This is a genomic window from Pseudomonas gebzensis (assembly GCF_034427815.1).
Lineage (GTDB): Bacteria > Pseudomonadota > Gammaproteobacteria > Pseudomonadales > Pseudomonadaceae > Aquipseudomonas.
Genome location: NZ_JAXQNS010000001.1, coordinates 805,964 through 832,822 on the forward strand (window position 1 = coordinate 805,964; position 26,859 = coordinate 832,822).

The following is a 26,859-nucleotide window of genomic DNA, read 5'->3' on the forward strand; positions in this document are numbered from 1 at the left end:
TTCCCCCAGGCACTCAACGCCATTACCCCGGGGAATCGATCGATGTCCATCCTTGACACCCTTTCACTGCTACTGGCCCTCGCGCTGGCGGTCTACCTGCTGGTGGCGCTGTTGCGCGCCGCGCGCAGTTAGGAGTGGCCATGCACAATCATGACTACGCATTGCTGCTCGGTTTCTTCCTGCTTGTCCTGCTCCCGGCACCCTGGCTAGGACGTTTCTACTACCGTGTGATGGAGGGCCAGCGGACTTGGCTGACCCCGCTCCTAAGCCCGTTAGAGCGCGCCGCCTACCGTCTGGCGGGGGTGGATTCACGCCGCGAGCAGACCTGGCAGCAATACGCCCTGGCGCTTGTTACGTTCAACCTGGCTGGGCTGGCGCTGTTGCTGGCCGTTCTTGCCCTGCAAGGCGTTCTGCCCCTCAATCCGCAGCATCTGCCGGGGCAGTCGTGGTCGCTGGCGTTCAATACCGCCGTGAGCTTCGTGACCAACACCAACTGGCAGGCTTACAGTGGCGAAGCGTCCCTCAGCATGTTCAGCCAGATGCTTGGGCTGACTGTGCAGAACTTCGTCAGCGCCGCTACCGGCCTGGCCGTGCTGGTTGCCCTGTGCCGCGGCATCGCACGGCGCTCGGCCAGCAGCATTGGCAACTTCTGGGTCGACCTGACCCGCGCCACGCTCTATGGCCTGCTACCGCTGAGCCTGCTCTTGGCCTTGCTGTTGATCTGGCAGGGCGTGCCACAGACCTTCATCGACCAGGTGCAGGCCGTCACGCTCCAGGGCAATGAGCAGACCTTGCCCATGGGTCCGGTCGCCAGCCAGGTAGCGATCAAGCAACTGGGCACCAATGGTGGCGGCTTCTTTGGCGTCAACGCGGCTCACCCGTTCGAAAACCCCAGCGCCTGGAGCAACCTGTTCGAGCTGGTGAGCATCGTGCTGATCCCTGTCGCGCTGGTGTTCACCTTCGGTCATTACGTGAAAGACCTGCGCCAGAGCCGCGCGATTCTCGGCTGCATGTTGGCGCTGTTCCTGCTCGGCGGGGCAACGGCCCTATGGGCCGAACACCAGCCTAACCCGGCGTTGGCCAGTGCACTGATTGAACAGGCCGCACCCTTGGAGGGTAAGGAGTCGCGCTTTGGCACCACTGGCTCGGTGCTGTGGGCGGTCACCACAACGGCAGCGTCCAATGGCTCGGTGAACGCCATGCACGACAGCCTCAATCCGCTGACAGGCCTGGTAGCACTGGCCAACATGATGCTCGGTGAAGTGATTTTCGGCGGTGTCGGGGCAGGGCTGTACGGCATGTTGCTGTTCGTGATGATCGCGGTATTCCTGGCCGGACTGATGATCGGGCGAACCCCGCATTACCTGGGCAAGTCACTGCAGGCCAGTGAGGTGAAACTGCTGGTCGCGACCCTGCTGGTGATGCCGGTGGGTGCGCTGGTACTCGGCGCGATTGCAGCCAGCTTGCCCGGTGCCGAAGGGGCGTTGAGCAATCCTGGGCCGCATGGTTTCAGCCAACTGCTCTACGCCTACACCTCCAGCACCGCCAACAACGGCTCGGCGTTCGCCGGCTTTGGCGCCAACACGCCCCTGCACAATGTCCTGCTCGGGCTGGCCATGCTGATCGGCCGCTTTGGCTACATCCTGCCAGTGCTGGCGCTGGCCGGCGGCCTGGCCGCCAAGCGCGGTGCAGCGTCTGGCGCGGACAGCTTCCCCACCCACGGCGTGCTGTTCGCCAGCCTGCTGTTGATGACCGTACTGCTGGTTGGCGGGCTGACCTTCCTGCCGACCCTGGCCCTTGGGCCGATCGCCGAACATTTGAGCCTGGGCTTCTGAGGAATCGACCATGAACCTGCCTGTTGCCGATCTCGGCACCCCTGCCAGCCAGGCCACGCGTTTGCGCGCGCTGTGGCGCCCGGCGCTGGTGCAAGCCTTCGTCAAGCTCGACCCGCGTCAACTGAAGCGCTCACCGGTGATGCTGGTGGTGGCCGTGGCCGCGTTGCTGACCACCGTGCTGTGCCTGACCCCTGACAATGGCGTCAGCACCGGCGTTGCCGTGCAGATCACCCTGTGGCTGTGGTTCACCGTGTTGTTCGCCAACTTTGCCGAAGCCCTCGCCGAGGGTCGCGGCAAGGCCCGTGCTGATAGCCTCAGGGCCGGCAGCCAGGGCCTGCAGGCACGCCGCCGCGGCGACGATGGACACTTTTCGACCGTCGCGGCCGGCACGCTGGTCAAAGGCGATGTGGTCCAGGTGCGCGCCGGGGAGCTGATTCCCGCCGATGGCGAGGTGCTCGAAGGCATCGCTGCAGTCAATGAGGCAGCCATCACCGGCGAATCGGCGCCGGTGATTCGTGAGTCCGGCGGTGATCGCTCGGCGGTCACGGGTAATACTCGACTGGTTTCCGACCGCCTGCTGGTACGCATTACCAGCAACCCCGGCGACTCCACCCTCGACCGCATGGTGGCGCTGGTCGAGGGCGCCAAGCGGCAGAAAACGCCGAACGAGGTCGCTCTCGACCTGCTGCTGATCGGCCTGACGCTGGTGTTTCTCATCGTGGTGGTGACCTTGCAGCCCTTTGCGCGTTTCTCCGGAGCAGGGCTGCCGCTGATCTTTCTCGCTGCGCTGTTGGTGACGCTGATCCCAACCACCATCGGCGGACTGCTGTCGGCCATCGGTATCGCTGGCATGGACCGGCTGGTACGGCTCAACGTGATCGCTCGCTCCGGGCGTGCGGTGGAAGCCGCTGGGGATGTCCAGACCCTGTTGCTGGACAAGACCGGCACCATCACCTTTGGCAACCGCCGCTGCACCGCCTTGCACAGTGCGCCGGGCGTCACCCCTGAAGCGCTGGCCCATGCCGCCTTGATTGCCTCGTTGGGCGACGACACGGCCGAGGGCAAGTCGGTTGCCGAGTTCGTCCGCACCGCCTATACGTTGGCCGAGCCCGACGCCGCCGAGTGCCAGACCATTGCCTTCAGCGCGCAGACACGGCTATCTGGAGTCGATGTCGGGCAGCAACGCTACCGCAAGGGCGCTGTCGATGCTGTGCTTGACGTGGTCGGTCTGGCCGACGCGCACCTGCCGGCCTCGGTACGTGCTGAGGTCGAGCGCATCGCCCAGAGCGGCGGCACGCCGTTGCTGGTGTGCATCGACGCGCAGCTGATGGGTGCCATTCACCTCAAGGACGTGGTCAAGCCCGGCATTCGCGAGCGCTTCGCCGCCCTGCGTGCCATGGGCATCGGCACGGTGATGATCACCGGGGACAACCCGCTGACCGCCGCCGCGATTGCCGCCGAGGCCGGGGTCGACGATGTGCTGGCCCAGGCCACTCCTGAGAAGAAGCTGGCGCGGATCCGCCAGGAACAGGCGCAGGGTCGCTTGGTGGCCATGTGTGGCGATGGTGCCAATGACGCCCCGGCCTTGGCCCAGGCCGACGTCGGTGTGGCCATGAACGAAGGCACGCAAGCGGCTCGCGAGGCGGCCAACATGGTCGATCTGGACAGCGACCCGACCAAGCTGCTGGACGTGGTGCAGGTCGGCAAGGCGCTGCTGGTCACCCGCGGCGCGTTGACTACCTTTTCCATCGCCAATGATGTGGCCAAGTACTTCGCCATCCTGCCGGCGCTGTTCGCGGCCATCTACCCGCAGCTCGGTGTGCTCAACCTGATGCACCTGCACAGCCCGCAGAGCGCGATCCTCTCGGCCATCGTCTTCAATGCGCTGATCATCGTCGCGCTGATCCCTCTGGCCCTGCGTGGGGTGCCGGTGCAGGCCACCAGCGCTGCCCAACTGCTGCGCCGCAACCTACTGATCTACGGCGTGGGCGGGCTGGTAGTGCCGTTCGCCGGGATCAAGTCGATCGACCTGCTGCTCACTGCCCTGAATCTGGTCTGAGGAGACTGCCATGACCCCCTACCTGCGCCCGGCGCTGTGTCTGTTGCTATTGCTGACGTTGCTCACAGGCGGGCTCTACCCGTTGCTCGTTACCGGGCTGGGCCAATGGCTGTTCCCGGTCCAGGCCAACGGTAGCCTGCTGCGCGATGACACCGGCCGGGTGCGCGGCTCGACGCTGATCGCCCAGCCCTTGAACGGTGCTGGCTGGTTTCAGTCGCGTCCTTCGGCGGGCGACTACGCCACGCTGCCCAGCGCTGCCAGCAACCTGGCGCCGAGCAATCCGGCGCTGGTGCAGCGCATCACGGCCGATGCCCAGCGCTGGCAGGGCACCAGCCAAGGTGCCGTGCCAATGGCACTGCTGAGCACCTCCGGCAGCGGCCTCGACCCCCACTTGCCGCTGGCGGCAGTGGCCTGGCAGGTGCCGGGCGTGGCGGCGGTGCGCGGGTTGCCAGCGTCGCACTTGCAAGCCTTGATCGATGACGCCACGCTGCGCCCACTGATCGGCCCACCGGTGGTCAATGTGCTGCTGCTCAACCAGGCGCTGGACCGCCTCGCGCCCCTGCCCACGAAAGGATGATCCATGACTGATGCGCAACGTGCCGACGCGCTGCTCAACGCATTGCCGCGCCAGGGGCGGGGGCGGCTGAAGGTGTTTCTCGGTGCCGCGCCCGGGGTGGGCAAGACCTACGCCATGCTCCAGGCCGCCCACCGTTGCCGTCGTCAGGGCGTCGAGGTGCTGGCCGGCGTGGTGGAAAGCCACGGGCGCAACGAAACCGAGGCGTTGTTGGTCGATCTGCCCCAGGTCGCGCTGCTGCGCCGCGATCACCGCGGCGTACCGCTGCAGGAGATGGACCTCGACGCGCTGCTGGCCGCCCACCCGCAACTGGCGCTGGTGGACGAACTGGCCCACAGCAACGTGCCCGGCAGCCGCCATGCCAAACGCTGGCAGGATGTTCAGGAACTGCTGGCCGCGGGTATCGACGTGTACACCACGCTCAACGTCCAGCACCTGGAAAGCCTGAACGACAAAGTGCGGGGCATCACGGGTGTGCAGGTTCGCGAGACCGTGCCGGACTGGGTCGTGCAGGAAGCCTTCGAGCTGGTGCTCATCGACCTGCCGCCGCGCGAACTGCTCGAGCGCTTGCGCCAAGGCAAGGTGTACGTCCCCGAGCAGGCGCGGGCCGCCATTGATGCGTTCTTCTCGCAGACCAACCTCAGCGCCTTGCGTGAGCTGGCGTTGCACACGGCAGCGGCGCAGGTCGACGCAGATCTGGCCCAGGGCTATCGGCAGCGGGGTGAGCAGGCACCGGCATTGCAGGGACGATTGCTGGTCGGTGTCGATGGCGATGCGCAGGCCGAACGGCTGGTGCGCCATGCCAGCCGCGTCGCCCAGCGTCGCCACCTGCCGTGGAGCCTGGTGCATGTAGACCGTGGTCAAACACGGGACGACACCAGCAGGCAACGTTTGCAGGCCGCCCAGCACCTGGCAGAGCGCCTGGGGGGTGAAGTCGTGGTGCTGCGTGCTGCGCAGGTGGCCAAAACGCTGGTGCAGCACGCCCACGAGCGCAGGGCCAGCCTGCTGCTGGTCGGGCAGAGCCGCCGCCGTTGGTACCGTCCAGTGTTCGGCGCCGGGGTCGGTGTACGCCTGCTACGTCAGCGTTGCGGCCTGGAAATCACGGTATTCGATGCAGAGCCGGACGCCGTGCCGCGGGTGCCGCTCAGCCGGCCCCTGGGGCCGCTGCGTCACTATGTGCTGGCGATGCTCGCCACCGTGCTGGCGGCGGGCCTGGCCTGGTCCGTGTCGAGCGTGCTGGAGCTGCCGAACATATCCTTGGTGTTCCTCGCGGCGGTGCTGCTGGTGGCGGTGCGCAGCAGCCTGGGCCCGGCGCTGACCTGCGCGGTGCTGTCGTTCCTGAGCTACGACTACCTGTTCATCGCTCCGAATTTCTCGTTGAGCATCCAGCGTGAAGAAGATGTCCTGACCTTGCTGTTCTTCCTGCTGATGGCTGCGCTCACTGGCAACCTGGCGGCGCGGCAGCGGCGGCAACTGCAGGCGCTGCGGCGCACCCAGGACGAGACCCGGCAACTGCTGGAACTGTCCCAGCGCCTGGCCCTGGCCACTGATCGCCAGGCAGTGTTCGCCGCGGCGGCGCTACACCTAAACGGTGGCGAAGGACAGCAAGTCTGCGTGGTGCAGCGTGAGGCCAATGCGGGTTTGACGGTGTCAGGAAATGAACAGCAGGCCTTCACCGTCAACGAGCGCGCCGCCGCCGACTGGGCCTGGCAGCACGGTCAGGCGGCCGGAGCGGGCACAGACACCTTGCCTGACGGGCGCTGGTGGTGGTGGCCCTTGCGCGATGACGACCAGTCCTTGGCCTTGCTCGCTGCCTGCTCTACCACGACGCGTCCACTTGGCCGCCAGCGCCTGATGCGACTGCGCGCACTGGCCCAGCCGTTGACCCTGGCCCTGGCCCGGGTCAATCTGGCCGAGCAGTTGGAGGCCGCACGCTTGCAGGGCGAAACCGAACAACTGCGCAGCGCCTTGCTCGCCTCGGTGTCCCACGACCTGCGCACGCCGCTGACGGCCATGCGCGGCAGCATCGACAGCCTGCTGGCCTTGGGCGAAGTGATTCCCGCCGCAGATCGCCGCGAGTTGCTGGAAGGCACCCGTGATGAGGCCGAGCGCCTGGACCGCTACATCCAGAACCTGCTCGACATGACCCGTCTCGGCCATGGCGCGCTGGCACTGGCCCGCGACTGGGTAGCCCCGGCCGACATCGTTGGCAGTGCCCTGCAGCGCTTGCACAGCGTGCTGGCATCCTTGGACGTACAGTGTCAGGTACCGGCCGACGCCCCGCTGCTGTTCGTCCACGCCGCGCTGATCGAGCAAGCGTTGGTCAACGTCATGGAAAACGCCGCGCGCTTCTCACCGGTCCACGGCCGCCTGCGGGTGCAGGTCGAGACGCGTCCCGGGCAGTTGCGCCTGGCGGTGAGCGACGAGGGTCCGGGCATTCCTGAAACCGAGCGCAGCCAGATTTTCGACATGTTCTACACCGCTGCCCGCGGCGACCGCGGTGGGCAGGGCACGGGGCTGGGCCTGGCCATCTGCCAAGGCATGATTGGCGCCCACGGTGGCCACATCGAAGTGAGTGACGGGCTGGATGGCCAGGGCACCTGCATCACCTTATGCTTGCCGCTTCCCGAGCAGCCCGATACCGAGGCCCCATGAACCTGTCCGCTACCGTGCTGGTCATTGATGACGAACCGCAGATCCGCAAGTTCCTGCGCATCAGCCTGAGCTCGCAGGGCTACCAGGTGATCGAGGCCGCCACGGGCGGTGATGGGCTGGCCCAGGCTGCGCTGGCACAACCGGACCTGGTGGTGCTTGACCTGGGCCTGCCGGACATGGACGGCCAGCAGGTGTTGCTGGCGCTACGCGAGTGGAGTGCGGTGCCGGTGATGGTGCTGTCGGTACGCGCCAGCGAAGTGCAGAAGGTCGATGCCCTGGACGGCGGAGCCAATGACTACGTGACCAAGCCGTTTGGCATTCAGGAGTTTCTCGCCCGGGTTCGCGCGTTGCTTCGCTCCTCGGCGAGTGGCGGCCTGCCCGTGGGCGCAGGGGCGCCCACGATCAGCCTCGGGCCGCTGACCATCGACCTGGCCGAGCGCCGCGTCAGCCTGGCCGGTGCGGCCGTCGAGCTGACCCGCAAGGAGTACAGCCTGCTGGCGCAGTTGGCCCGCCATCCCGGTCGGGTCATTACCCAGCAACAATTGCTCAAGGACATCTGGGGCCCGAGTCACGTACATGACACGCATTACCTGCGCATCGTGGTCGGGCACCTGCGCCAGAAACTGGGTGATGATCCGACGGCGCCGCGCTTCATCCACACCGAAGTCGGCGTAGGCTATCGCCTGCTGGCGGGTTAGCGCCCTGCCTCGCGAACGCGGTGCCTGCCGAACGGCAGCTTTGCGGCGTCCAGTGAGCAGGCCGTCACCACCCAACAGCCTGCTCGTCGGGGCGAGGCGCTAGACATCCCCTGCCGGGCGTAGAAACGCCGCCTCCAGCAACTGCCGGGTATAGGCATGCTGCGGATCCTGAAAAATGCGCTGAGCGTCCCCTTGCTCCACCACCTGGCCCTGCTTGATCACCATCAGCTGATGGCTCAAGGCTTTCACCACCGCCAGATCGTGGCTGATGAACAGGTAGGTCAGGTTGTATTTACGCTGCAGCGAACGCAACAGCTCCACGACCTGCCGCTGTACGGTGCGGTCCAGCGCCGAGGTGGGTTCATCCAGCAGGATCAGTGCGGGCTTGAGCACCAGGGCACGGGCAATCGCAATGCGCTGGCGCTGGCCGCCAGAGAACTCATGCGGATAGCGGTGGCGGGTGGCCGGGTCCAGGCCCACTTCCTGCAACGCCGCGATGATCGCGGCTTCGCGTTCTTCGGCGGTGCCGATACGGTGGATCTGCAGACCTTCGCCGACGATGTCGGCCACGCTCATGCGCGGGCTGAGGCTGCCGAACGGGTCCTGGAACACCACCTGCATCTGCCGGCGCAGTGGCCTGACCTGCTGCGGGTCGAGGCCTTCCAGCGACTGGCCGTCGAAGCGGATGGCACCCTCGCTGGCGATCAGGCGCAGGATCGCCAGGCCCAGCGTCGACTTGCCTGAGCCACTCTCACCGACGATGCCCAGGGTCTGCCCCTGCGGCAGGCTGAAGTGGATACCGTTGACCGCCTTGACGTGATCGACCGTGCGCCGCAGGAAGCCCTTCTTGATCGGGAACCACACTTTCAGGTCATCGACTTCCAGCAACGCTGCACCGGCCGGATTCGGCACCGGGTCGCCGGTAGGTTCGGCGTTGATCAGCATCTGTGTGTAGGGGTGCTGCGGCGCCTCGAACAAGCTGGCGCACTCGGCCTGTTCGACGATCTTGCCCTGCTGCATCACGCACACGCGGTGGGCGATGCGCCGTACCAGGTTGAGGTCATGGCTGATCAGCAGCAGTGCCATGCCCAGGCGCGCCTGCAGGGACTTGAGCAGTTCGAGGATCTTCAACTGCACGGTCACGTCCAGCGCCGTGGTGGGCTCATCGGCGATCAGCAGCTCCGGCTCATTGGCCAAGGCCATGGCGATCATCACCCGCTGGCGCTGCCCGCCCGAGAGTTCATGGGGCAGGGCTTTGAGGCGTTTGTGCGGCTCGGGAATACCCACCAGCTCCAGCAGCTCTATCGTGCGTGCAGTGGCCTGCGGCCCGGTCAGGCCCTTGTGCAGCAAGAGGATTTCGTTGATCTGCTTTTCGATGTTGTGCAGCGGATTGAGCGAGGTCATCGGCTCCTGGAAGATCATCGCGATGCGGTTGCCGCGAATGCGCTGCATCGGCTTTTCGCCGAGCGTGAGCAAGTCCTGCGCCTGGTAGCCGATGCTGCCGCTGGGGTGGCGCGCGAGCGGGTAGGGCAGCAGGCGCAGGATCGAGTGCGCCGTCACCGACTTGCCCGAGCCACTCTCGCCCACCAGGGCCAGGGTTTCGCCACGGCGGATGTCGAAGCTGATGCCATCGACCACGCGGTTGACCTGGTCACCGCTGAGGAATTCGACGGCCAGGTCGCGGACTTCGATCAGGTTCTGTTCAGTCATGTCATTTTCTCGGATCGAAGGCGTCGCGGGCGGATTCGCCAATGAACACCAGCAGGCTCAGCATCACCGCCAGCACGGCAAAGGCGCTGATGCCCAGCCAGGGCGCCTGCAGATTGGATTTGCCTTGGGCCACCAGCTCGCCCAGCGACGGTGCGCCGGCGGGCAGGCCGAAGCCGAGGAAGTCCAGGGCGGTCAGGGTGCCGATGGCGCCCGTGAGGATGAACGGCATGAAGGTCATGGTGGAGATCATTGCATTGGGCAATATGTGCCGGTACATGATTGCCCCGTCGCGCATGCCCAAGGCCCGGGCGGCGCGCACGTATTCAAGGTTGCGCCCGCGCAGGAACTCGGCGCGCACCACATCCACCAGGCTCATCCACGAGAACAGCAGCATGATGCCCAGCAGCCACCAGAAGTTGGGCTGCACGAAGCTGGCGAGGATGATCAGCAGGTACAGCACCGGCAGCCCCGACCAGATTTCCAGAAAGCGCTGCCCGGCCAGGTCCACCCAGCCGCCGTAATAGCCCTGCAAGGCCCCGGCGATCACACCGATAATCGAACTGGCGATGGTCAGGGTCAGGGCGAACAGCACCGAAATGCGGAAGCCGTAGATCACCCGCGCCAATACATCACGGCCCTGGTCGTCGGTGCCCAGCCAGTTGTCTGCCGAGGGCGGGGCAGGGGCCGGCACTTTGAGGTCGTAGTTGATGCTCTGGTAACTGAAGGGAATAGGTGCCCAGAGCACCCAGGCCTCTTGCTTGGCCAGCAGCTCGCGGATGTATGGGCTCTTGTAGTTGGCTTCCAGCGGGAACTCGCCGCCGAAGGTGGTTTCCGGATAGCGCTTGAAGGCCGGGAAATACCAGGTGTTGTCGTAGTGCACCGCGATGGGTTTGTCGTTGGCGATCAGCTCGGCGCCCAGGCTCAGGCCGAAAAGAACGAGAAACAGCCACAGCGACCACCAGCCGCGGCGGTTGGCCTTGAAACGCTCGAAGCGTCGACGGTTGAGAGGAGAGAGGGCCATGTCAGTGCTTCCTGCTGGCGAAATCGATACGCGGATCGACCAAGGTGTAGGTCAGGTCGCCGATCAGCTTCACCACCAGCCCCAGCAGGGTGAAGATGAACAGGGTGCCGAAGACCACAGGGTAGTCACGGTTGATCGCCGCCTCGAAGCTCATCAGGCCCAGGCCGTCGAGCGAGAAGATCACTTCGATCAGCAGAGAGCCGGTGAAGAAAATGCCGATGAACGCCGACGGAAAGCCGGCGATCACCAGCAGCATGGCGTTGCGGAACACATGCCCGTACAGCACCCGCGAACGGCTCAGACCCTTGGCTTTGGCCGTGACCACGTACTGCTTGTTGATTTCGTCGAGGAAGCTGTTCTTGGTCAGCAGGGTCATGGTGGCGAAGTTGCCGACCACCAATGCAGTGATCGGCAGCACCAGGTGCCAGAAGTAATCGAGCACCTTGCTGGTGGCGGACAGCTCATCGAAGTTGTTGGAGGTCAGCCCGCGTAACGGGAACCAGTCGAAATAGCTGCCGCCGGCAAACAGCACGATCAGCAGGATGGCGAACAGGAACGCAGGAATTGCGTAGCCGACGATGATCGCCGAGCTGGTCCAGACATCGAAGTGGCTGCCGTGCCGCACCGCCTTGGCGATGCCCAGCGGAATCGACACCAGGTACATGATCAAGGTGCTCCACAACCCCAGCGAGATCGACACCGGCATCTTCTCGACGATCAGGTCGATGACCTTGGCGTCGCGAAAGAAGCTGTCGCCGAAGTCCAGGTGGGCGTAGTTCTTGATCATGATCCACAGCCGCTCAGGCGCTGGCTTGTCGAAGCCGTACATGTGCTCGATTTCGGCGATCAGGGCGGGGTCCAGGCCTTGCGCGCCGCGGTAGTTGGAGCCGGCCACCGACACTTCTGCACCACCGCCGGCAATCCGGCTGGTGGCCCCCTCGAAGCCTTCGAGCTTGGCGATCATCTGCTCGACCGGCCCGCCCGGCGCGGCTTGCACGATGATGAAGTTGATGACCAGGATGCCCAGCAGGGTCGGAATGATCAGCAGCAGGCGCCGCAGGATATAGGCCAGCATGTCAGTGGGCCTCGGCAGCGGGGACGGGGTTTGTGACGACCGAGGGTTTTACCTCGGGCTTGATCCACCAGGTGTCGATGCCGATGTCGGACTTGGGGTAGGCGGGCGGGTGACCGATGTGGTCCCAGTACACCACGCGCCAGGTCTTGATATGCCAGTTGGGGATCACGTAGTAGCCCCACAGCAGCACGCGGTCCAGGGCCTTGGCGTGATCGACCAGCGACTGGCGTGAATCTGCATTGATGAGCGATTCGACCAATTGATCGATGGCCGGGTCGCGCAGGCCGATGTAGTTACGGCTGCCAGGGTTGTCGGCAGCGGCGCTGGACCAGAACTCACGTTGTTCGTTACCCGGCGAGCTGGATTGCGCAAAGCCGCCGACCATCAGGTCGAAGTCGCGCGAGCGGACCCGGTTGATGTACTGCGACACATCCACGCGGCGGATACTCAGCTCGATGCCGAGATCGGCCAGGTTGCGCTTGAACGGCAACAACACCCGCTCGAATTCGGGCTGCGCCAGCAGGAACTCGATCACCACCGGCTTACCCTGGGCATCGACCATCTTGTCGTCGACGATCTTCCAACCGGCCGCTTGCAGCAGGCCATAGGCCTTGCGTTGCTGCTCGCGAATCATGCCACTGCCGTCGGTGACCGGATTGTGGAACGCCTCGGTCAGTGCTCGCGGCGGAATCTGCCCGCTCAGCGGTTGCAGAATGGCCTGCTCAGCCGGGCCCGGCAGGCCTTTGGCAGCCATGTCGGAGTTCTCGAAATAGCTGCCGGTGCGCGTATAGGCGCCGCTGAACAACTGCTTGTTGGCCCATTCGAAGTCAAATAGTTGGCTGAGCGCTTCGCGCACGCGAATGTCCTGGAACAGCGGCCGACGCAGGTTGAAGACGAAACCCTGCATGCCGCTTGGCGTGCCATTGGGCAGCTCTTCACGCTTGAGCCGGCCCTCGCGCACGGCGGGCACGTTATAGGCCGTGGCCCAGTTCTTGGCAATGCGTTCTTCCCAGAAGTCGAACTGCCCGGCCTTCAGCGCTTCGAGCGCCACTACATTGTCGCGGTAGGAGTCGAAGGTCATGGCATCGAAGTTGTACAGGCCGCGGTTGAGCGGCAGGTCCTTGGCCCAGTAGTCCTTGACGCGCTCGTAGCGGATCGAGCGTCCCGGCTTGACCTCGGCGACCTTGTACGGCCCGCTGCCCAGCGGGATTTCCAGGTTGCCGCGGGCGAACTCGCGATTGGCGTACCAATGCTTGGGCAGCACCGGCAGCTGGCCAAGGATCATCGGTAGCTCGCGGTTGGTGCCGTGTTTGAAGTCGAAGCGGACCTGCAGCGGGTTTTCCACGACCACCTTGTCGACATCGCCGTAGTACTGGCGGTACAGCGGTGCGCCCTGGGTAACCAGTGCGTTGAAGCTGAACGCGACGTCTTCTGCGCGCATCGGGTGGCCGTCATGGAAACGTGCCTCCGGGCGCAGGTAGAAACGCACCCAGCGGTTGTCCGGGGCTTTCTCGATCTTGCCGGCGACCAGCCCGTATTCGGTGAACGGCTCGTCCAGGCTCTGGCGCATCAGGGTGTCGTAGATGATCGAGATGTTCTCGGCCGGCACACCTTTGGTGATGTACGGATTGAGGCTGTCGAAGCTGCCGAAGCTGGACTGGCGGAAAGTGCCGCCTTTGGGCGCGTCCGGATTGACGTAGTCGAAGTGGGTGAAGTTGGCCGGGTATTTGGGCGCCTCGTCGTATAACGTCAGCGCATGTTGCGGCGCGGCGGTGGCCCCCAGGTTGAGGCAGGCGAGCATCAGGCCGGCGGCCAGTGCGCCCAGGCGAGGCATCGGCTTCATGGTGTGGTCTCCGGAGTTTTGCGCCACCAGCTGTTCAGCCCCAGGGTGTAGGGCGGCGTGGCGACGAAGGCGAACCGGTTGCGGTAAGCCAGACGGTGATTGTCGAGGTACCAGTTAGGAATCATGTAGTAGTGCCAGGACAGCACGCGGTCCAGGGCTTTGGCCGCGGCCACCTGGTCATCGCGGCTCTGCGCGGCGAGCAGCCTGTCGAGCAGGTGATCGACCACCGGGTCGTCGATGCCCGCGTAGTTCTTGCTGCCCTTGATCGCGGCCTGGCTGGAGTGGAAGTACTGCCACTGCTCAAGGCCCGGGCTGAGAGTCTGGCCGAGGGTCATGAGGATCATGTCGAAGTCGAACTGGTCCAGGCGCTGCTTGTACTGGGCGCGGTCCACGGTGCGCAGGCCGGCACTGATGCCGATGCGCTTCAGGTTTTCCACGTAGGGCTGGAAGATGCGTTCCAGGTTCGGGTTGACCAGGAGGATCTCCAGGCGCAGCGGTTGCCCCTTGGCATCGACCAGGCGTTGGCCGTCAAGGGCATAGCCCGCCTTGGCGAAGAGCGCCAGGGCGCGGCGCAGGCTTTCGCGGGGTATGCCATTGCCACTGGTATGGCTGACCTGATACGGCTGGGTGAACAGTTCGCTGGGTAATTGATCGCGAAACGGTTTGAGCAGCAGCCATTCCTTGCCCACGGGCAGGCCGCTGGCGGCGAACTCACTGTTGGGGTAGTAGCTGGTCGAGCGCTTGTAGGCGTCGTTGAACAGGGCGCGGTTGCTCCATTCGAAATCGAGCATCAAGCCCAGGGCCTGGCGCACATTGGGGTCATCGAAGGGTGCGCGGCGGCTGTTCATGAACAGGCCTTGGGTCTGGGTCGGGATGCGGTGCGGGATCTGCGCCTTGATCACCTCGCCGCGGCGCACGGCCGGGAAGTTGTAGCTGGTGGCCCAGTTCTTCGCCTGGTGCTCGATGTAGATGTCGAATTCACCCGCCTTGAAGGCCTCGAAAGCCACCGTGGCGTCGCGGTAGAACTCGAACTCCACGCCGTCGAAGTTGTACTTGCCGCGATTGACCGGCAGATCCTTGCCCCAGTAATCCTTGACTCGCTCGAACACCAGACGCCGGCCGGGCAGTACCTGCGTGATGCGATACGGGCCGCTGCCCAGCGGCGGCTCGAACGTGGTGGCCTTGAAGTCGCGTTTTTCCCAGTAATGCTTGGGCAGTACCGGCATTTCGCCCAGGCGCAGGATCAGCAACGGGTTGCCGGCGCGCTTGAAGACGAAGCGAATGCGCAGCGGGCCGAGGATGTCGACCCGCTGCACTTCCTGAAGGTTGGTGCGGTACTGCGGATGGCCTTCGTTGAGCAACGTGCGATAGGAGAACGCCACATCGGCCGAGGTGATGGGTTTGCCGTCGTGGAAGCGCGCTTCGGGGCGCAGGTTGAACACCACCCAACTGCGGTCCTCGCTGTACTCCACCGAGCGTGCGATCAGGCCATAGCTGGACGTGGGTTCGTCGCCGGACGGGTCGTACTGGCCGGTGCCGACCATCAGCGTCTCGTTCAGCTCGCTGATGCCATATTGGCCGAAGTTGCGCGTGCTGACCGGGCTCGACCCCTTGAAGGTATAGGGGTTGAGGGTATCGAACGTGTCAAAGGCCATGGCCCGCAATGTGCCGCCTTTGGGCGCTTGCGGATTGACCCAGTCGAAATGGGTGAAGCTGGCTGGGTACTTGAGCGTGCCGAACTGCGCGTAGCCATGGCTTTCGCTCACGGTAGCGCTGGCGGGGAAGCTCAAGGCCAGACTGATTGACAGCAGGAGGGGACGTATCAAGTCGGCATCCGATCCAGAGGCATTGGGCTTGGGTCGGGCTACAGTAACAGCTTGTCAGGGATGGAAAAAGACACCCTGGTATAGCACTGGGAAACGGCTGTCGAAGCGCTTTGGAGGCGGGGTCGACGCCTCGGGGTGCGAGGCGTCAGCAGGACACGTCAGGGCGCTCTGGCAAAGGTCAGCGGCCCACGTACACGGTCAGGGTCTGCCCCGGCTTGAGTGCTTGGCCACTGCGAGGATTCCAGCGCTTGAGGTGCTGCATTTCAACGTTGAAGCGCTTGGCGACCAGATACAGCGAATCGCCCTTGCGCACCTTGTATTGCGTGGAGCGCTTCTGCGCTGTAGCGACTCGGTTGGCAGCGGCGCTCGGGGCGCTTGGAGCGCTGGGTGCACTGGCGCCGCGCAGGGCCAGCACTTGACCGGCTCTGAGGCTGGAGCCGGAGAGGCGATTCCACCGTTGCAGGTCGCGTACCGACACCCGGTTGGCGCGAGCAATGGCGCCGAGATTATCGCCGCGCTTGACCCGATAACTGCGCGAAGCGGCTGCCGCGGGTACTTGAACTTCGGCCAACGCTGCCTGGAATACCGCCTTGTTGGGCTGCAGGCTGACCAGTTGCTCAGGCTTGAGGTTGGACAGGCTGGTGGCCAGCAATTGCGCCTTGGCCGTTGGCACCAGCAGTTGCTGCGGGCCGTCGACGGTCATGCGCTTCTTGAACGCCGGGTTGAGCTGGATCAACTCGTCCTCGTCGATATCGGCAAAGGCAGCAACGCGCGCCAGGTCGAGACGGTCGCTGATCGCCACGGCTGCGAAATAGGGTTCGTTGGCAATGGGGCTGAGGTTGACGCCATAGGCTTCGGGCGTGTTCACCACCTGTGACAGGGCCAGCAGCTTGGGCACGTAGTCACGGGTTTCCTGCGGCAGCGGCAGGTTCCAGTAGTCGGTGGGCAGGCCCAGGCGCTCGTTGCGCTCGATGGCGCGGCTGACCGTGCCTTCGCCGGCGTTGTAGGCGGCGAGGGCGAGCAGCCAGTCGCCGTTGAACATGTCGTGCAGACGGCTCAGGTAGTCGAGTGCTGCGTTGGTCGAAGCGGTGATGTCGCGGCGACCGTCATAGAAGTTGGTCTGGCGCAGGTTGAAGTGGCGCCCGGTCGAGGGGATGAACTGCCACAGGCCAACCGCATGGGCCCGTGAATAGGCCATGGGGTTGTAGGCACTTTCAATAGCGGGCAGCAGGGCCAGTTCCAGCGGCATGTCGCGCTCTTCGAGACGCTCGACGATGTAGTGCATGTACAGACTGCCACGATCGCCCAGCACTTCGACCGACCGGGCATTGTTGGCGAACCACAGGCGTTGCTGCTCGATGCGCGGGTTGAGGTCGACATCCTGCAGCGCAAAGCCCTGGCGCATACGCACCCACACGTCTTGCGGCGCCTGGGCGACGACTGGGGCGAGGACCCGTGGCGCCGGTTTGTGCTTGATCCGTACCTGGTAGTTGGGCGCGCGAACGCTGTCGGTCTCATCGACCTTCGGGGCGCTCTGACAGCCCACCAGTGTGGCTGTCAGGGCCAGTGCACTGGCCTGGGCCAGGCGCCTCAGGGCGATGGAATGAGAGGTTCTGCGGCTACGGAAGGACATCGGCAGGCACGTTTATCCGGGCAAAAAAGTTGGGCGATTCTAGGAATCGCTTCCCCCCGGGTCAACCTTGCCGATGTGCTGCGATATATCTTGGGGTTATCAAAAGGCATTTTTCCAGGCCCGCAAGGCAGCAAAAACCGCGATGGAACTAGGATTTACGCTATCTGTCCATTCGTCTGCTTTTTGTTTAACAGATGTTTCGGCGGTGCGCAGGAAGGGATTGGTCCGCCGCTCGAGGCCGAGGGTGGAGGGCAGCGTGATGCGCTGCTCGGCGCGCAGTGTGTGCACGTCTGCCAGGCGCTGGCGAACCTGGGCATTGTCCGGTTCCACGGCCTGGGCGAAACGCAGGTTGCTCAGCGTGTATTCATGGGCGCAGTACACCTCGGTGGCCTCGGGCAGCGCGGCCAGTCGCGCCAACGAGTCGTGCATCTGCGCGGGTGTGCCCTCGAACACGCGTCCACAGCCCCCGGCAAACAAGGTATCGCCGCTGAACAACAACGGCACGTCAGGCTGCGCGCTATAGAAGGCGATGTGCCCCAAGGTATGCCCAGGGACCTCGATGACTTGGAAGGTGATGCCGAGCACTGTCAGCGTGGCGCCGTCGATCAGCGCCACATCGCGTGCCGGGATCTGTTCGTTGGCTGGGCCGTGGACCTGCGCGCCGGTCCTGGCCTTGATCGCCTCGACGCCGCCGACGTGGTCCTGGTGGTGGTGGGTGATGAGGATGTCGGTCAGTTGCCACTGCGGATGTGCATCGAGCCAGTCGAGCACCGGTTGCGCATCGCCTGGGTCGACCACCGCGCAGCGCTGTGTGGCAGTATCCTGTAACAACCAGATGTAGTTGTCCGAAAAAGCGGGGAGTGCATCGATCTGTATCATGGCGCGGATCCGAGTCATCTGGTGGGACATGGAGGCATCTTAGCTGCGATGGCGCAGTGCGAGAACCTTCCGAGGGAGAGTGCAATGAGCGATCAACCGTTTGCCCAGGCCGATAGCGAATGGGTCGAGCTGATCAGCGAGGCCCGAGATTGGTTCGACGGCCCGCTGGGACAACTGATGCTCAAGGAAGAGCAAGCCCTGCTCGAAGAGGAGCTGGCGCGCTTTTTCGGCGGTTTCCTGGTGCATTACGGCCCCTGCGCCGAAGCGCCGCCCAGCGCGCCGCAAGTGCAGCGCAACGTGCGCCTTGGCGCGCCGTTTGCGGGCGTGGAAATTGTCTGTGAAGAGCAGGCCTGGCCGCTCAGCGAACACGCCGCCGATGTCGTGGTGCTGCAACATGGCCTGGACTTCAGCCTGTCGCCGCACGGCCTGTTGCGTGAAGCGGCCATGGCGGTACGCCCAGGTGGGCACCTGCTGATCGTGGGCATCAATCCCTGGAGCACCTGGGGCATGCGCCATGTGCTGGGTCACGGTGCGTTGCGCAAGGCGCGCTGCATCTCTGCATCACGGCTCGGCGACTGGCTCAACCTGCTGGGCTTCGCTCTGGAGAAACGCCGCTTCGGGTGCTATCGTCCGCCGCTTGCCTCGCCAGCCTGGCAGCAACGCCTGATGGGTTGGGAGCGCCGGGCCGGCCGCTGGCAACTCGGCGGTGGCGGGGTCTATGTGCTGGTGGCGCGCAAGATGGTGGTCGGCTTGCGACCGTTGCGCCAGGCCCGCCGCGAGCCCATGGGCAAGTTGCTGCCACTGCCGCTGGCCAAGGTCAATCGCCGGCGTAGCGATTCCTGACCGGGTTCGCTGTTCGCCGAGCGTCGAAAATTTTCAAGCGAATGGGCAGTACATGACCGAAAGCGTCGAGATCTACACCGATGGTGCCTGCAAGGGCAATCCTGGCCTGGGCGGCTGGGGCGTTCTGATCGTCTACAAGGGCGCAGAAAAAGAACTCTGCGGCGGTGAGCTCAACACCACCAACAACCGTATGGAGTTGATGGCGGCCATCCAGGGCCTGATGGTGCTGACTCGCGAGTGCGATGTCGTGCTCACCACAGACTCGCAGTACGTGATGAAAGGCATCACCGAATGGATGGCCAACTGGAAGAAGCGCGGCTGGAAAACCGCTGCCAAGGAGCCGGTGAAGAACGCTGATCTGTGGCGCCTGCTCGACGAGCAGGTCAACCGCCACAAGGTTACCTGGAAGTGGGTCCGCGGCCACATCGGCCACCCCGGTAACGAACGCGCCGACCAATTGGCCAACCGGGGCGTCGAGCAGGTCCGCGGCAGCCGCTGACCGCTCGCACCCCGGGCCAGCAGCGCGCTGCGGCCTGGGGTACACTCACCGCCTTTTTTCGTGATGCAAGTTGGAGTCACCGCGTGGAGCAGCAGCAAGACAAACGGCTCATCATCCTCGACACCGAAACCACCGGCATGCCCGTGACCGAAGGGCATCGGGTGATCGAGATCGGCTGCGTCGAGGTCATCGGTCGGCGCCTGACCGGCCGCCATTTTCACGTCTACCTGCAGCCTGACCGCGAAAGTGATGAAGGGGCGATCGGCGTTCACGGGATCACCGATGCGTTCCTGGTTGGCAAGCCGCGCTTCAACGAAGTGGCTGATGAGTTTTTCGAGTTCATTCAGGGCGCGACCCTGGTCATTCACAACGCAGCGTTCGACGTCGGCTTCATCAACAACGAATTCGCCCTGATCCGCCAGCCACATCGTGCTGATATCTCGGTGCATTGTCCGATTCTCGACACCCTGATGATGGCGCGCTCGCGCCACCCTGGCCAGCGCAACAGCCTCGACGCCCTGTGCAAACGCTACGGCATCGACAACTCCGGACGCGACCTGCACGGCGCGTTGCTCGATGCCGAGTTGCTGGCGGATGTCTATCTGGCAATGACCGGTGGCCAGACCAGCCTGTCGCTGGCCGGCAATGGCAGTGACAACGACGATGGCGGCACGGCCCGCCCCAGCGAGATACGCCGCGTCAGCGGCCGTCAGCCAGGGCCGGTGCTGCTCGCCACCCCGGCCGAGCTCGACGCCCACGCCGAACGGCTGGCAGCCATCGCCAAGGCCGCCGGTGGCCCTGCACTGTGGGAAAGTCTTGGCTGAAATCGGGGCCGAGCGGCCCGCTGCTGTCGCCCATGGGCAGGGTGGCTCTGGGTGAGCCAAGGGCGCAACAGGCCGCGCCTACCGAGCGCTGGCAAGCCGTCATCCCTCCTTCTCGAATAACGGCTGCGTTTCACATCAAGGAACGCGGATCAGCTCAACGCCGTTGCTCACCAGCTCAAAACGATTTTCCCCCAGGTGATTCACCCGGTCACCAATCGCCAGGCGGTAGGTGACGATGGGTGAACCCACCGCGTGGCCATCATCTTGCAGGGTCGATTCCTGGAATTCGTGGACGGGATAGATACGGCCTTCGGCGTCGCGGGCGTGAAACTGGCCGACCATTACTGCTGCCATGAGCGAGGAAACCTCTGAAATATTAGGAAATGTCTGTAGCGATAGACCAATGCAGCGGTCAGGAAGTTTTCCTCGCAAAAAGAAAAAAACCCTGAGCGCGTACAATGGTCATCTATATCTACAGCGTTCAATCCACAGCCCAGTCAGGAAATCGCCATGAGCCATGAGTATTCGGTAGCCGTCGTCGTCGGAAGCCTGCGCAAGGACTCCTATAACCGCAAGGTTGCACAGGCGCTGTCCGAGCTTGCCCCCTCCAGCCTGTCCCTGAAGATCGTCGAGATCGGCGACCTGGCGCTCTACAACGAAGATGTCGAGGCCAATGCTCCCGAGGCGTGGAAGCGGTTCCGGGACGAAATTCGCCACAGCGATGCCGTTTTGTTCGTCACGCCCGAGTACAACCGCACCATGCCGGGTTGCCTGAAAAACGCCATCGATGTGGGTTCCCGGCCCTATGGGGAAAGTGCCTGGAACGGTAAGCCTGCTGCAGTCGTCAGTGTTTCACCCAGTGCGCTGGGCGGCTTTGGTGCCAACCATGCCGTACGCCAGGCGTTGGTGTTTCTCGACATGCCCTGCATGCAGATGCCTGAAGCGTATGTCGGCAACGCGGCCAACCTGTTCGACGAGGCAGGCAAGCTGAACGACAAGACCCGGCCGTTCTTGCAGTCGTTCATCGACCGATTTGCCGGCTGGGTCAAACTCAACCGCTCGGTCTGAACCGCTCGCGCTTGTCACACCGGGGCCGCTGGGTAAGATGACCCATCCCCCAGCCTCCGGTGCCCGGTTCAGATGAGCGACAAAGACACCATTTCCATGCACCTGGTCCGTGAGGCGCTGGTGCAGAGCTGCCCGGATGCCTCGGCCAGTGCCGCACTGCTGCAGCGTCTGGGCATCGATCCCTGCAGCGTGCAGCGGTCCGATGCACGCATCCCCAGCCAGACCTATGCTGCGCTGTGGCGGCGGCTGGCGCGCCAGTGCCACGACGAATTCTTTGCCATGGACACCCGTGGCCTGCCGCTCGGCAGCCTGGCCTTCATGGGCCGGGTGAGCCTTGCGCAACCCACGCTTGGTGCGGGGCTCGAGACCGCGCTGGATTACCTGGCGCTGGCGCTCGGTACGCTGAAACCGCGACTGTTGCGCCAGCAGAGCGTGGCACAGGTGGTCATCGACGAACCCGAGCCCACCCCACAACGCGCGTTCGCCTATTTCACGCTATGGATGATCATCCATGGTCTGGCCTGCTGGCTGGCAGGCCGGCGCATTCCCATTCTCGCGGTGGACCTGCGCTGTGACGAGCCGCCGTTCTGCGACGATTACCGCGTGATGTTTTCGGACAACCTGCGCTTTGCCAGCCCCAGCACACGCATGATCATCGCCGGTGATTGTCTCGATCAGCCCATCCGCCGCAGTGCCGAAGACTTGCAGCAGTTCCTCGCCCAGGCGCCAGGCAACATCCTGGTCCGCTACCGCGATCCCGCCAGCCTCGCACGCCGCATCCGCAGCGACCTGCTGGCCCTCGATCCTGCCCAGTGGCCCGATGCCGAGTCGTTGGCGCGACGCCTGTGTCTGTCAGCCTCGACCCTGCGTCGGCGCCTGGCGGAAGAGGGCCAGACCTACCAGGGCCTCAAGGACAGTGTGCGGCGCGCGCTGGCGGTGCGCTGGCTGGCCGCTCAGGGGGCTGCCATGAGCGACATCGCCGAGCGGCTCGGCTACGCCGACAGCAGCTCGTTCTACAAGGCGTTTCGCAAATGGTTCGGGTGCAACCCCGGCCACTACCGCACCTTGAGCGGTGCCGTGCAAAAGCCCTGAGCCTCCGGGACAGCGTTCCACCTGCTGCTATACCGCGGGATTGTTCATCGTAGCGCTCCATTTCCAGGAGCCGCTCATGACCCATCCCACCCCAGGCGCTCAGGCTGCCAACCCCAGCGATATCTTCATTCGATCGCTGCTGATGCCATGGTTGGCCGATGCCACCCCGGCCCAGATCAACCACCTGCGTGACCGCTTCCAGGCCTACCGCACCAGCCATCAACGCGTGCGTGACGCCACCGTTGCGTTGATCTCCCTGGAAGACTTCGCCAAGCGCCAGTTCAACCAGCACCTGGCGCGTTACCTGCCGCTGGGTACCAGGGTGGAGCAGCTGGAATGGCGCGTGGTCAAGCCCAGCATTCCCTCCGTTTCGCTGCCCGGCTGGACGGTCCTGGAGCCGGATTACCGACGCGAGCCGGCGCTCCTGCGGCTGATGCAGAACTTCCCCGCTGACACCTCTTATTTCCAGGGCACAGGCTTGGTGCGCGCCGGCGCATTCGACCTGATCGCTGCCGACACCAACGCGTTGATCGCCACCTGCCGTGCTGAAGATGTCGGCGCCCGCTACCAGCAATTGCTGATCCAGGTGTTCACCGAACCGACCTGCGCCTTGTTGGCCGAAGACAAGCGCGCGGGTTTTCTGTTGTCTGCCGAGATCGCGCGGCTCAAAGGCCATTTGGCGCCCGCTGCCCATGCAGCGCTGCAAGCGCTGGTCGATGGCAGCGCCCAGGCCTGCGCCGATTGCCTGCGTGGCACGGCCGTGCGCGTCAGCCTGCTTGGGCAGTTGCTGGCGGATGTGCTGGCGATCGAGTTGCACGATGCGCAAGGGCAAATCCAAGGCGTGGTGCTGTACATGCCCAGCGACAGCACCCAAGCGTTTCGTGCGTTTACCGGTTGGTCGGATCTCAGCGCTGCGCTGCTGGCCGACTTGCAGCCGCAGGACGACCATCAGGCGTTTGCGCAGTTGATTGCGCTGGATGAGCGGGCCGCGTTCATGACGCGGTTGGGTCAGCGGCTCAAGGACGATGTACCGGACCTTGAGCTACAGGCGCAGGCGCTGAGCGGTGATCCGTTCGCCACGCTGGTGGCAGCCCAGGTCGAGCGCATCAAGCGCGATGCCAGATTGCTCTTGGTGCCCTCGGCGCTGGTCGATGCCACGGCGGCAAGCCGGCGCCGCGAGCAGTGGAAGAGCGCTGGTCTGGCGCTGGCGGGGCTGGCCGGCTTCTTCGTCCCGGTGGTCGGTGCGGTGCTGCTCGGGCAGTTGGTGGTGCAGGTGCTGTCCGAAGCGTTCGAGGGCGTGCAGGACTGGAGCTACGGCCATCAGCATGAGGCTCTGGAGCATTTTCTGGGGGTGGCAGAGGTGGTGGCGGTCACGGCCGCTGTGGCGGGCGGGGCGTCGTTGGTGGCGCGCGGTTTTGCCCGCAGCAGTCTGGTCGATGGCTTGCAGCCGGTTACCCTCGACAGTGGCGCCAAACGCTTATGGTCGGCCGATCCGAGTGCTTACCAAATCCCGCCACCCGAGGCCCGACTGCAGGCGGACGGGCTCTACGGCGACGGTAAACGGCGTTGGTTGCGGGTGAACCAGGCCTGGTACGAGGTGCAGGCCAGCGGCGGCGGGTCATGGCGCTTGCGACACCCACAGCGCCCGCAGACTTACGGCCCGATCGTGGAAAGCAACGGCGAGCGCGGCTGGCGCCTGCACCTGTCGTATCCCATGAGCTGGCATGACGAGGGGCGGATGCTCGCAGCCCTGTGGCCCAGCGACCCGTTGTTGGACACCGCGCAGGCCAGGCAGATCCTGCGCATTGCCGGCATGGACAGCGATGAGCTGCGCGGATTGATCGTCGAAAATCGGCCGCTGCCCGTCAATCTGCTCGACACCGTCCAACGCTTCGAGTCGCGCGGGCGGATAGACCGCTTCTTCGCTGCACTGGCTGGCCAACATCCTCTGACCGACCCGCAGATTCAGGCTTGGTGCCTGCAGCAGCCGGGCATCGGCAGGTTGCAAGGCACGCAGATGCGCAACGCGGTGCTTGCGCGCCAAGCGGCCTGGCGTCGACCGTTGTTCGAGCACCTGAGCACCCTGCAATGGCCGGGCGATGCCTTGCGCACGCTGCTGCAGCGGGATTTTCCAGGATTGCCGGACGCGTATGCCGAAGAGGCGATCCGGGAGGTCGGCGAGGTCGAACGTCGCGTGGCGCTGCTGGAACAGCGCATTCCCTGCGCACTGGCGCGCAAGGCCCGCTCGCTCAGGCAATTGGCGCGTTTGAGCCGGGCCGTTGAAGGGCTGGTCTATGACCAGCATTACAACAACGACAGCGCCGACCTTGCCATCGCCTTGCTGCGCCGCCTGCCGCATTGGCCTTCGGCACTGAACATCGAGGTGCGTGAAGGCAGTGTCTGGGGGCGGCGTGTCAGCATTCTCGATCCTCAAGGCGAGGCGCAGAACCTGCGCATCTTTGTGCAGGCTGCGGATCGTTTCCAGGTCTACGACTACCAGGGTCAGGCCCTGGAGCTCGATATCGCCGAACCGCAAGGGCTGTTCGAAGCGTTGGTGGCGCTGCTGACACCGCAGCAGATGACCGCGCTCGGCCTGCCGGCAGAACAGGCGTCGATGCCGTTGCGCGACCAGCTCGTGCGGCAGTTGCCCGAGTCAGTCAGCCGTCGTTTGCAGTTGCTCGGCTGGCGCCTCGAGGCGCCCTGGTTCAATCCGGGGCAGCGCCTGCCAGACGGCCGTGTGGGCTATCTGCTCAGCGGTCGGGGGCACCCGTCGACCTCCAGACGGGCCTTGCATCATCGCATTCGCGCATTGTTCCCCGGGCTGAGCGAGCATGGCGTTAACCAGTACCTGCTACTGCTGGAGTCAACCGAGTCACCCTACGAGGCCCTCCTTGAGCAGGAAAACAGCTATCAGCGCCTGCACAGCAGGCTGTCTGAGTGGGAAACCGATGCGCGCCAGGCGACGGTGCGCCACGGTCGTCAGCAACTGGGTCAGCGGCTGCGCCGTTGCTGGCGGATGATCGGCCAGTTCGAGCCTAGTCCCGACGGCCTGGGGATGGAAATGCGCCTCGACCTGAGCGGCATCGGCGTGTTGGAGTTGCCCGAGTTACCACCGCGGCTGGAATTCGACCACGTCTCGGTGCTGATTCTGCGCAACATGCATCTGCAGGCCATTCCGGTGAGCTTCCTGAGGGCGTTCAGTCAATTGCGCAGGCTCAACCTCGGCAGTAACCACTTCACCAGCATTCCCCCAGGGCTCGCCTACCTCCTTCGTCTGCGAACGCTGAACCTGGACCACAATCGCATTCGCCTGGACGCGATCGGCGAAGGGATACTCAGCGGCCTGCCCCAACTGTCTTCGCTGAACTTGAGCCACAACCCACTGGGCACCTTCCGCATGCGCTTCAATCATCTCTGGCGGCTGTCGTGGATCAGCCTGCGCTACTGCCACCTGCGCGCCTGGCCAGTGGGGCTCGACCTGTGCGGGCTGCTGGAGATCGCTGATCTGCGCAACAATCAGCTGTCTTCCATCCCTGACAGCATCCTGCAGATGCCCTTGGCCTATCGGCGCGCGTTGTTGGTGGATCACAATGCACTGAGCGCTGAGCAAGTGCAGGCGTTGTTCAGTCTCAGGGCACACGATAGGGTGCATGCTGGCGTCCAAGGCGTACCGGCCGAAGGCCTGTCGCCTGGCGCGGCCCGCACGGAGTGGTTGTCGCGGGGTGGGGTAGACGATCGCAACGAGCGTGCGGAGCGCTGGGACGCTTTGTCCGCAATGGCCGACAGCACGGGCTTGTTCGAGCTGTTCGGCCAGCTCCAGCGCACCGCCGACTACCGCCGTTCGCCTGGCCATCTGAGCCAACAGGTGTGGTCGATGATCGCCGCGCTGAGTCACGACGCCGACTTGCGCGAGGCCATTTTCAGCCGGGCCAATGACCCATTGACTTGCGCCGACAGCGTGGCGGAGCGTTTCAGCGATCTGCAGGTGCAGGTGCTGGAAAGCCAGGCCAACGCTCATGCCACGACTGACACGTCGCGTGGCGCGCGGCTGATCACCCTGGGCAGACGCCTGTGGCGCTTGAATCAGGTCGAGGCTTTTGCCCGTCAGGACATGCAGCGGCGCATCGCCGAGGAGCGCGGCGTCGATGAAGTCGAGGTCAGCCTGTACTACCGCATCAATCTGGCAGCGGCCCTCGACCTGCCGTTCCAGCCCACCAGCATGCATTACGCGACCATCGCCAACGTCACCGCGCAGCAACTGGACGATGCCTTGCAGTTCGTCCGTTCCGCAGAAACCCGCGAGGCCCTGGCCGAAAGCCTGACCGAGCGCACGTTCTGGCAAAACTACCTGCTGGCCGAACATGAACGCGCCTTTACCGAGCTGCAGGCAGCGTACGACGAGGAAGGCACCGAGCTGGACGCGCAAGTCGACAGCCTCAGCAGCGAGGCTTACCGCCAGCGCTGGGACGAGCTCAGTGTCCGCCGCAACAGCGCTTTGCAGGCGTTACGCCTGCAACTGACCCTGGATGCCATCGACACGCTTGATACGAGCACCCCTGAAACCAGCACCCCTGCGCAGTGATGCGCTGACCGACAATGGCCCAAGCAGTCAGGCACGCTGACAGCTTTGGCCATTGTTCCGCCTGCCCAGCAGCGCGACTATCGTGCCTACGACGGTGACAGTTCTCCCTCATTCCAACCCGTGCCCTTACCAGCCACCGTCGT

The 26,859-nt window shown here is 64.5% G+C and carries 20 protein-coding genes; 12 read left to right on the forward strand and 8 right to left on the reverse strand.

Features of this window, described 5'->3' with window-relative positions:
- The first annotated feature begins 42 nt into the window (after window positions 1–42).
- The 6 genes from kdpF to SJI00_RS03870 are packed head-to-tail and all read left to right on the forward strand — an operon-like array spanning window position 43 to window position 7,821.
- The gene (gene kdpF, locus SJI00_RS03845; protein WP_322460404.1) at window positions 43–132 is read left to right on the forward strand and encodes a K(+)-transporting ATPase subunit F; all 90 of its coding nucleotides are present in this window, start codon (window positions 43–45) and stop codon (window positions 130–132) included.
- An 8-nt stretch (window positions 133–140) separates the two neighbouring features.
- Entirely contained in the window at window positions 141–1,835 is a 1,695-nt protein-coding gene (gene kdpA, locus SJI00_RS03850; RefSeq protein ID WP_322460405.1) for a potassium-transporting ATPase subunit KdpA, read from the forward strand.
- Between the two features lie 10 nt (window positions 1,836–1,845).
- Window positions 1,846–3,894 (forward strand): potassium-transporting ATPase subunit KdpB, encoded by a 2,049-nt coding sequence (gene kdpB, locus SJI00_RS03855; protein ID WP_322460406.1) that lies wholly within the window; start codon window positions 1,846–1,848, stop codon window positions 3,892–3,894.
- Window positions 3,895–3,904: 10 nt separating this feature from the next.
- On the forward strand, window positions 3,905–4,471 hold the full coding sequence (kdpC, locus tag SJI00_RS03860) for a potassium-transporting ATPase subunit KdpC (protein ID WP_322460407.1): 567 nt from the start codon (window positions 3,905–3,907) through the stop codon (window positions 4,469–4,471).
- A 3-nt stretch (window positions 4,472–4,474) separates the two neighbouring features.
- Complete coding sequence (locus SJI00_RS03865) at window positions 4,475–7,123, forward strand: sensor histidine kinase KdpD (protein WP_322460408.1); 2,649 nt, start codon at window positions 4,475–4,477, stop codon at window positions 7,121–7,123.
- Window positions 7,120–7,821 (forward strand): response regulator, encoded by a 702-nt coding sequence (locus SJI00_RS03870; RefSeq protein ID WP_322460409.1) that lies wholly within the window; start codon window positions 7,120–7,122, stop codon window positions 7,819–7,821. The genes SJI00_RS03865 and SJI00_RS03870 overlap by 4 nt, the downstream gene beginning before the upstream one ends.
- A 99-nt stretch (window positions 7,822–7,920) precedes the next feature.
- On the opposite strand, the gene SJI00_RS03875 is transcribed toward SJI00_RS03870, so the two are convergent.
- From SJI00_RS03875 to gloB, 7 genes are all read right to left on the reverse strand, one after another.
- Window positions 7,921–9,531 carry an ABC transporter ATP-binding protein gene (locus SJI00_RS03875; RefSeq protein WP_322460410.1) on the reverse strand — a complete coding sequence of 537 codons (1,611 nt, stop codon included), beginning with the start codon at window positions 9,529–9,531 and terminating at the stop codon, window positions 7,921–7,923.
- A 1-nt stretch (window position 9,532) separates the two neighbouring features.
- Window positions 9,533–10,552, reverse strand: a complete 1,020-nt coding sequence (locus SJI00_RS03880; protein ID WP_322460411.1) for an ABC transporter permease — start codon at window positions 10,550–10,552, stop codon at window positions 9,533–9,535.
- 1 nt (window position 10,553) lies between these two features.
- Window positions 10,554–11,627, reverse strand: coding sequence for a microcin C ABC transporter permease YejB (locus SJI00_RS03885; protein ID WP_322460412.1), 1,074 nt, complete (start codon window positions 11,625–11,627; stop codon window positions 10,554–10,556).
- A gap of 1 nt (window position 11,628) precedes the next feature.
- A complete protein-coding gene (locus SJI00_RS03890; protein ID WP_322460413.1) occupies window positions 11,629–13,470 on the reverse strand; it encodes an extracellular solute-binding protein in 1,842 nt (613 codons plus the stop codon).
- Window positions 13,467–15,293 (reverse strand): extracellular solute-binding protein, encoded by a 1,827-nt coding sequence (locus tag SJI00_RS03895; protein WP_416220996.1) that lies wholly within the window; start codon window positions 15,291–15,293, stop codon window positions 13,467–13,469. The genes SJI00_RS03890 and SJI00_RS03895 overlap by 4 nt, the downstream gene beginning before the upstream one ends.
- A 181-nt stretch (window positions 15,294–15,474) precedes the next feature.
- The gene (locus SJI00_RS03900) at window positions 15,475–16,929 is read right to left on the reverse strand and encodes a lytic transglycosylase domain-containing protein (RefSeq protein ID WP_322460415.1); all 1,455 of its coding nucleotides are present in this window, start codon (window positions 16,927–16,929) and stop codon (window positions 15,475–15,477) included.
- Between the two features lie 99 nt (window positions 16,930–17,028).
- Window positions 17,029–17,808, reverse strand: coding sequence for a hydroxyacylglutathione hydrolase (gloB, locus tag SJI00_RS03905; protein WP_322460469.1), 780 nt, complete (start codon window positions 17,806–17,808; stop codon window positions 17,029–17,031).
- Window positions 17,809–17,892: 84 nt separating this feature from the next.
- Between gloB and SJI00_RS03910 the strand changes: the two genes are divergently transcribed.
- The 3 genes from SJI00_RS03910 to dnaQ all read left to right on the forward strand — a co-directional run bounded on the left by SJI00_RS03910 (window position 17,893) and on the right by dnaQ (window position 19,974).
- The gene (locus SJI00_RS03910; RefSeq protein WP_322460416.1) at window positions 17,893–18,651 is read left to right on the forward strand and encodes a methyltransferase domain-containing protein; all 759 of its coding nucleotides are present in this window, start codon (window positions 17,893–17,895) and stop codon (window positions 18,649–18,651) included.
- Between the two features lie 52 nt (window positions 18,652–18,703).
- On the forward strand, window positions 18,704–19,150 hold the full coding sequence (rnhA, locus tag SJI00_RS03915; protein ID WP_322460417.1) for a ribonuclease HI: 447 nt from the start codon (window positions 18,704–18,706) through the stop codon (window positions 19,148–19,150).
- A gap of 83 nt (window positions 19,151–19,233) precedes the next feature.
- Window positions 19,234–19,974 carry a DNA polymerase III subunit epsilon gene (dnaQ, locus tag SJI00_RS03920; RefSeq protein ID WP_322460418.1) on the forward strand — a complete coding sequence of 247 codons (741 nt, stop codon included), beginning with the start codon at window positions 19,234–19,236 and terminating at the stop codon, window positions 19,972–19,974.
- A gap of 135 nt (window positions 19,975–20,109) precedes the next feature.
- On the opposite strand, the gene SJI00_RS03925 is transcribed toward dnaQ, so the two are convergent.
- Window positions 20,110–20,328, reverse strand: a complete 219-nt coding sequence (locus SJI00_RS03925; RefSeq protein ID WP_312934196.1) for a hypothetical protein — start codon at window positions 20,326–20,328, stop codon at window positions 20,110–20,112.
- A gap of 156 nt (window positions 20,329–20,484) precedes the next feature.
- Here SJI00_RS03925 and SJI00_RS03930 point away from each other — a divergent pair, with 156 nt between their 5' ends.
- From SJI00_RS03930 to SJI00_RS03940, 3 genes are all read left to right on the forward strand, one after another.
- Window positions 20,485–21,042, forward strand: a complete 558-nt coding sequence (locus tag SJI00_RS03930; RefSeq protein WP_322460419.1) for an NADPH-dependent FMN reductase — start codon at window positions 20,485–20,487, stop codon at window positions 21,040–21,042.
- Window positions 21,043–21,114: 72 nt separating this feature from the next.
- Window positions 21,115–22,134 (forward strand): AraC family transcriptional regulator, encoded by a 1,020-nt coding sequence (locus SJI00_RS03935; RefSeq protein ID WP_322460420.1) that lies wholly within the window; start codon window positions 21,115–21,117, stop codon window positions 22,132–22,134.
- A gap of 76 nt (window positions 22,135–22,210) precedes the next feature.
- Window positions 22,211–26,716 (forward strand): NEL-type E3 ubiquitin ligase domain-containing protein, encoded by a 4,506-nt coding sequence (locus tag SJI00_RS03940; RefSeq protein WP_322460421.1) that lies wholly within the window; start codon window positions 22,211–22,213, stop codon window positions 26,714–26,716.
- The last annotated feature ends 143 nt before the right edge of the window (window positions 26,717–26,859 follow it).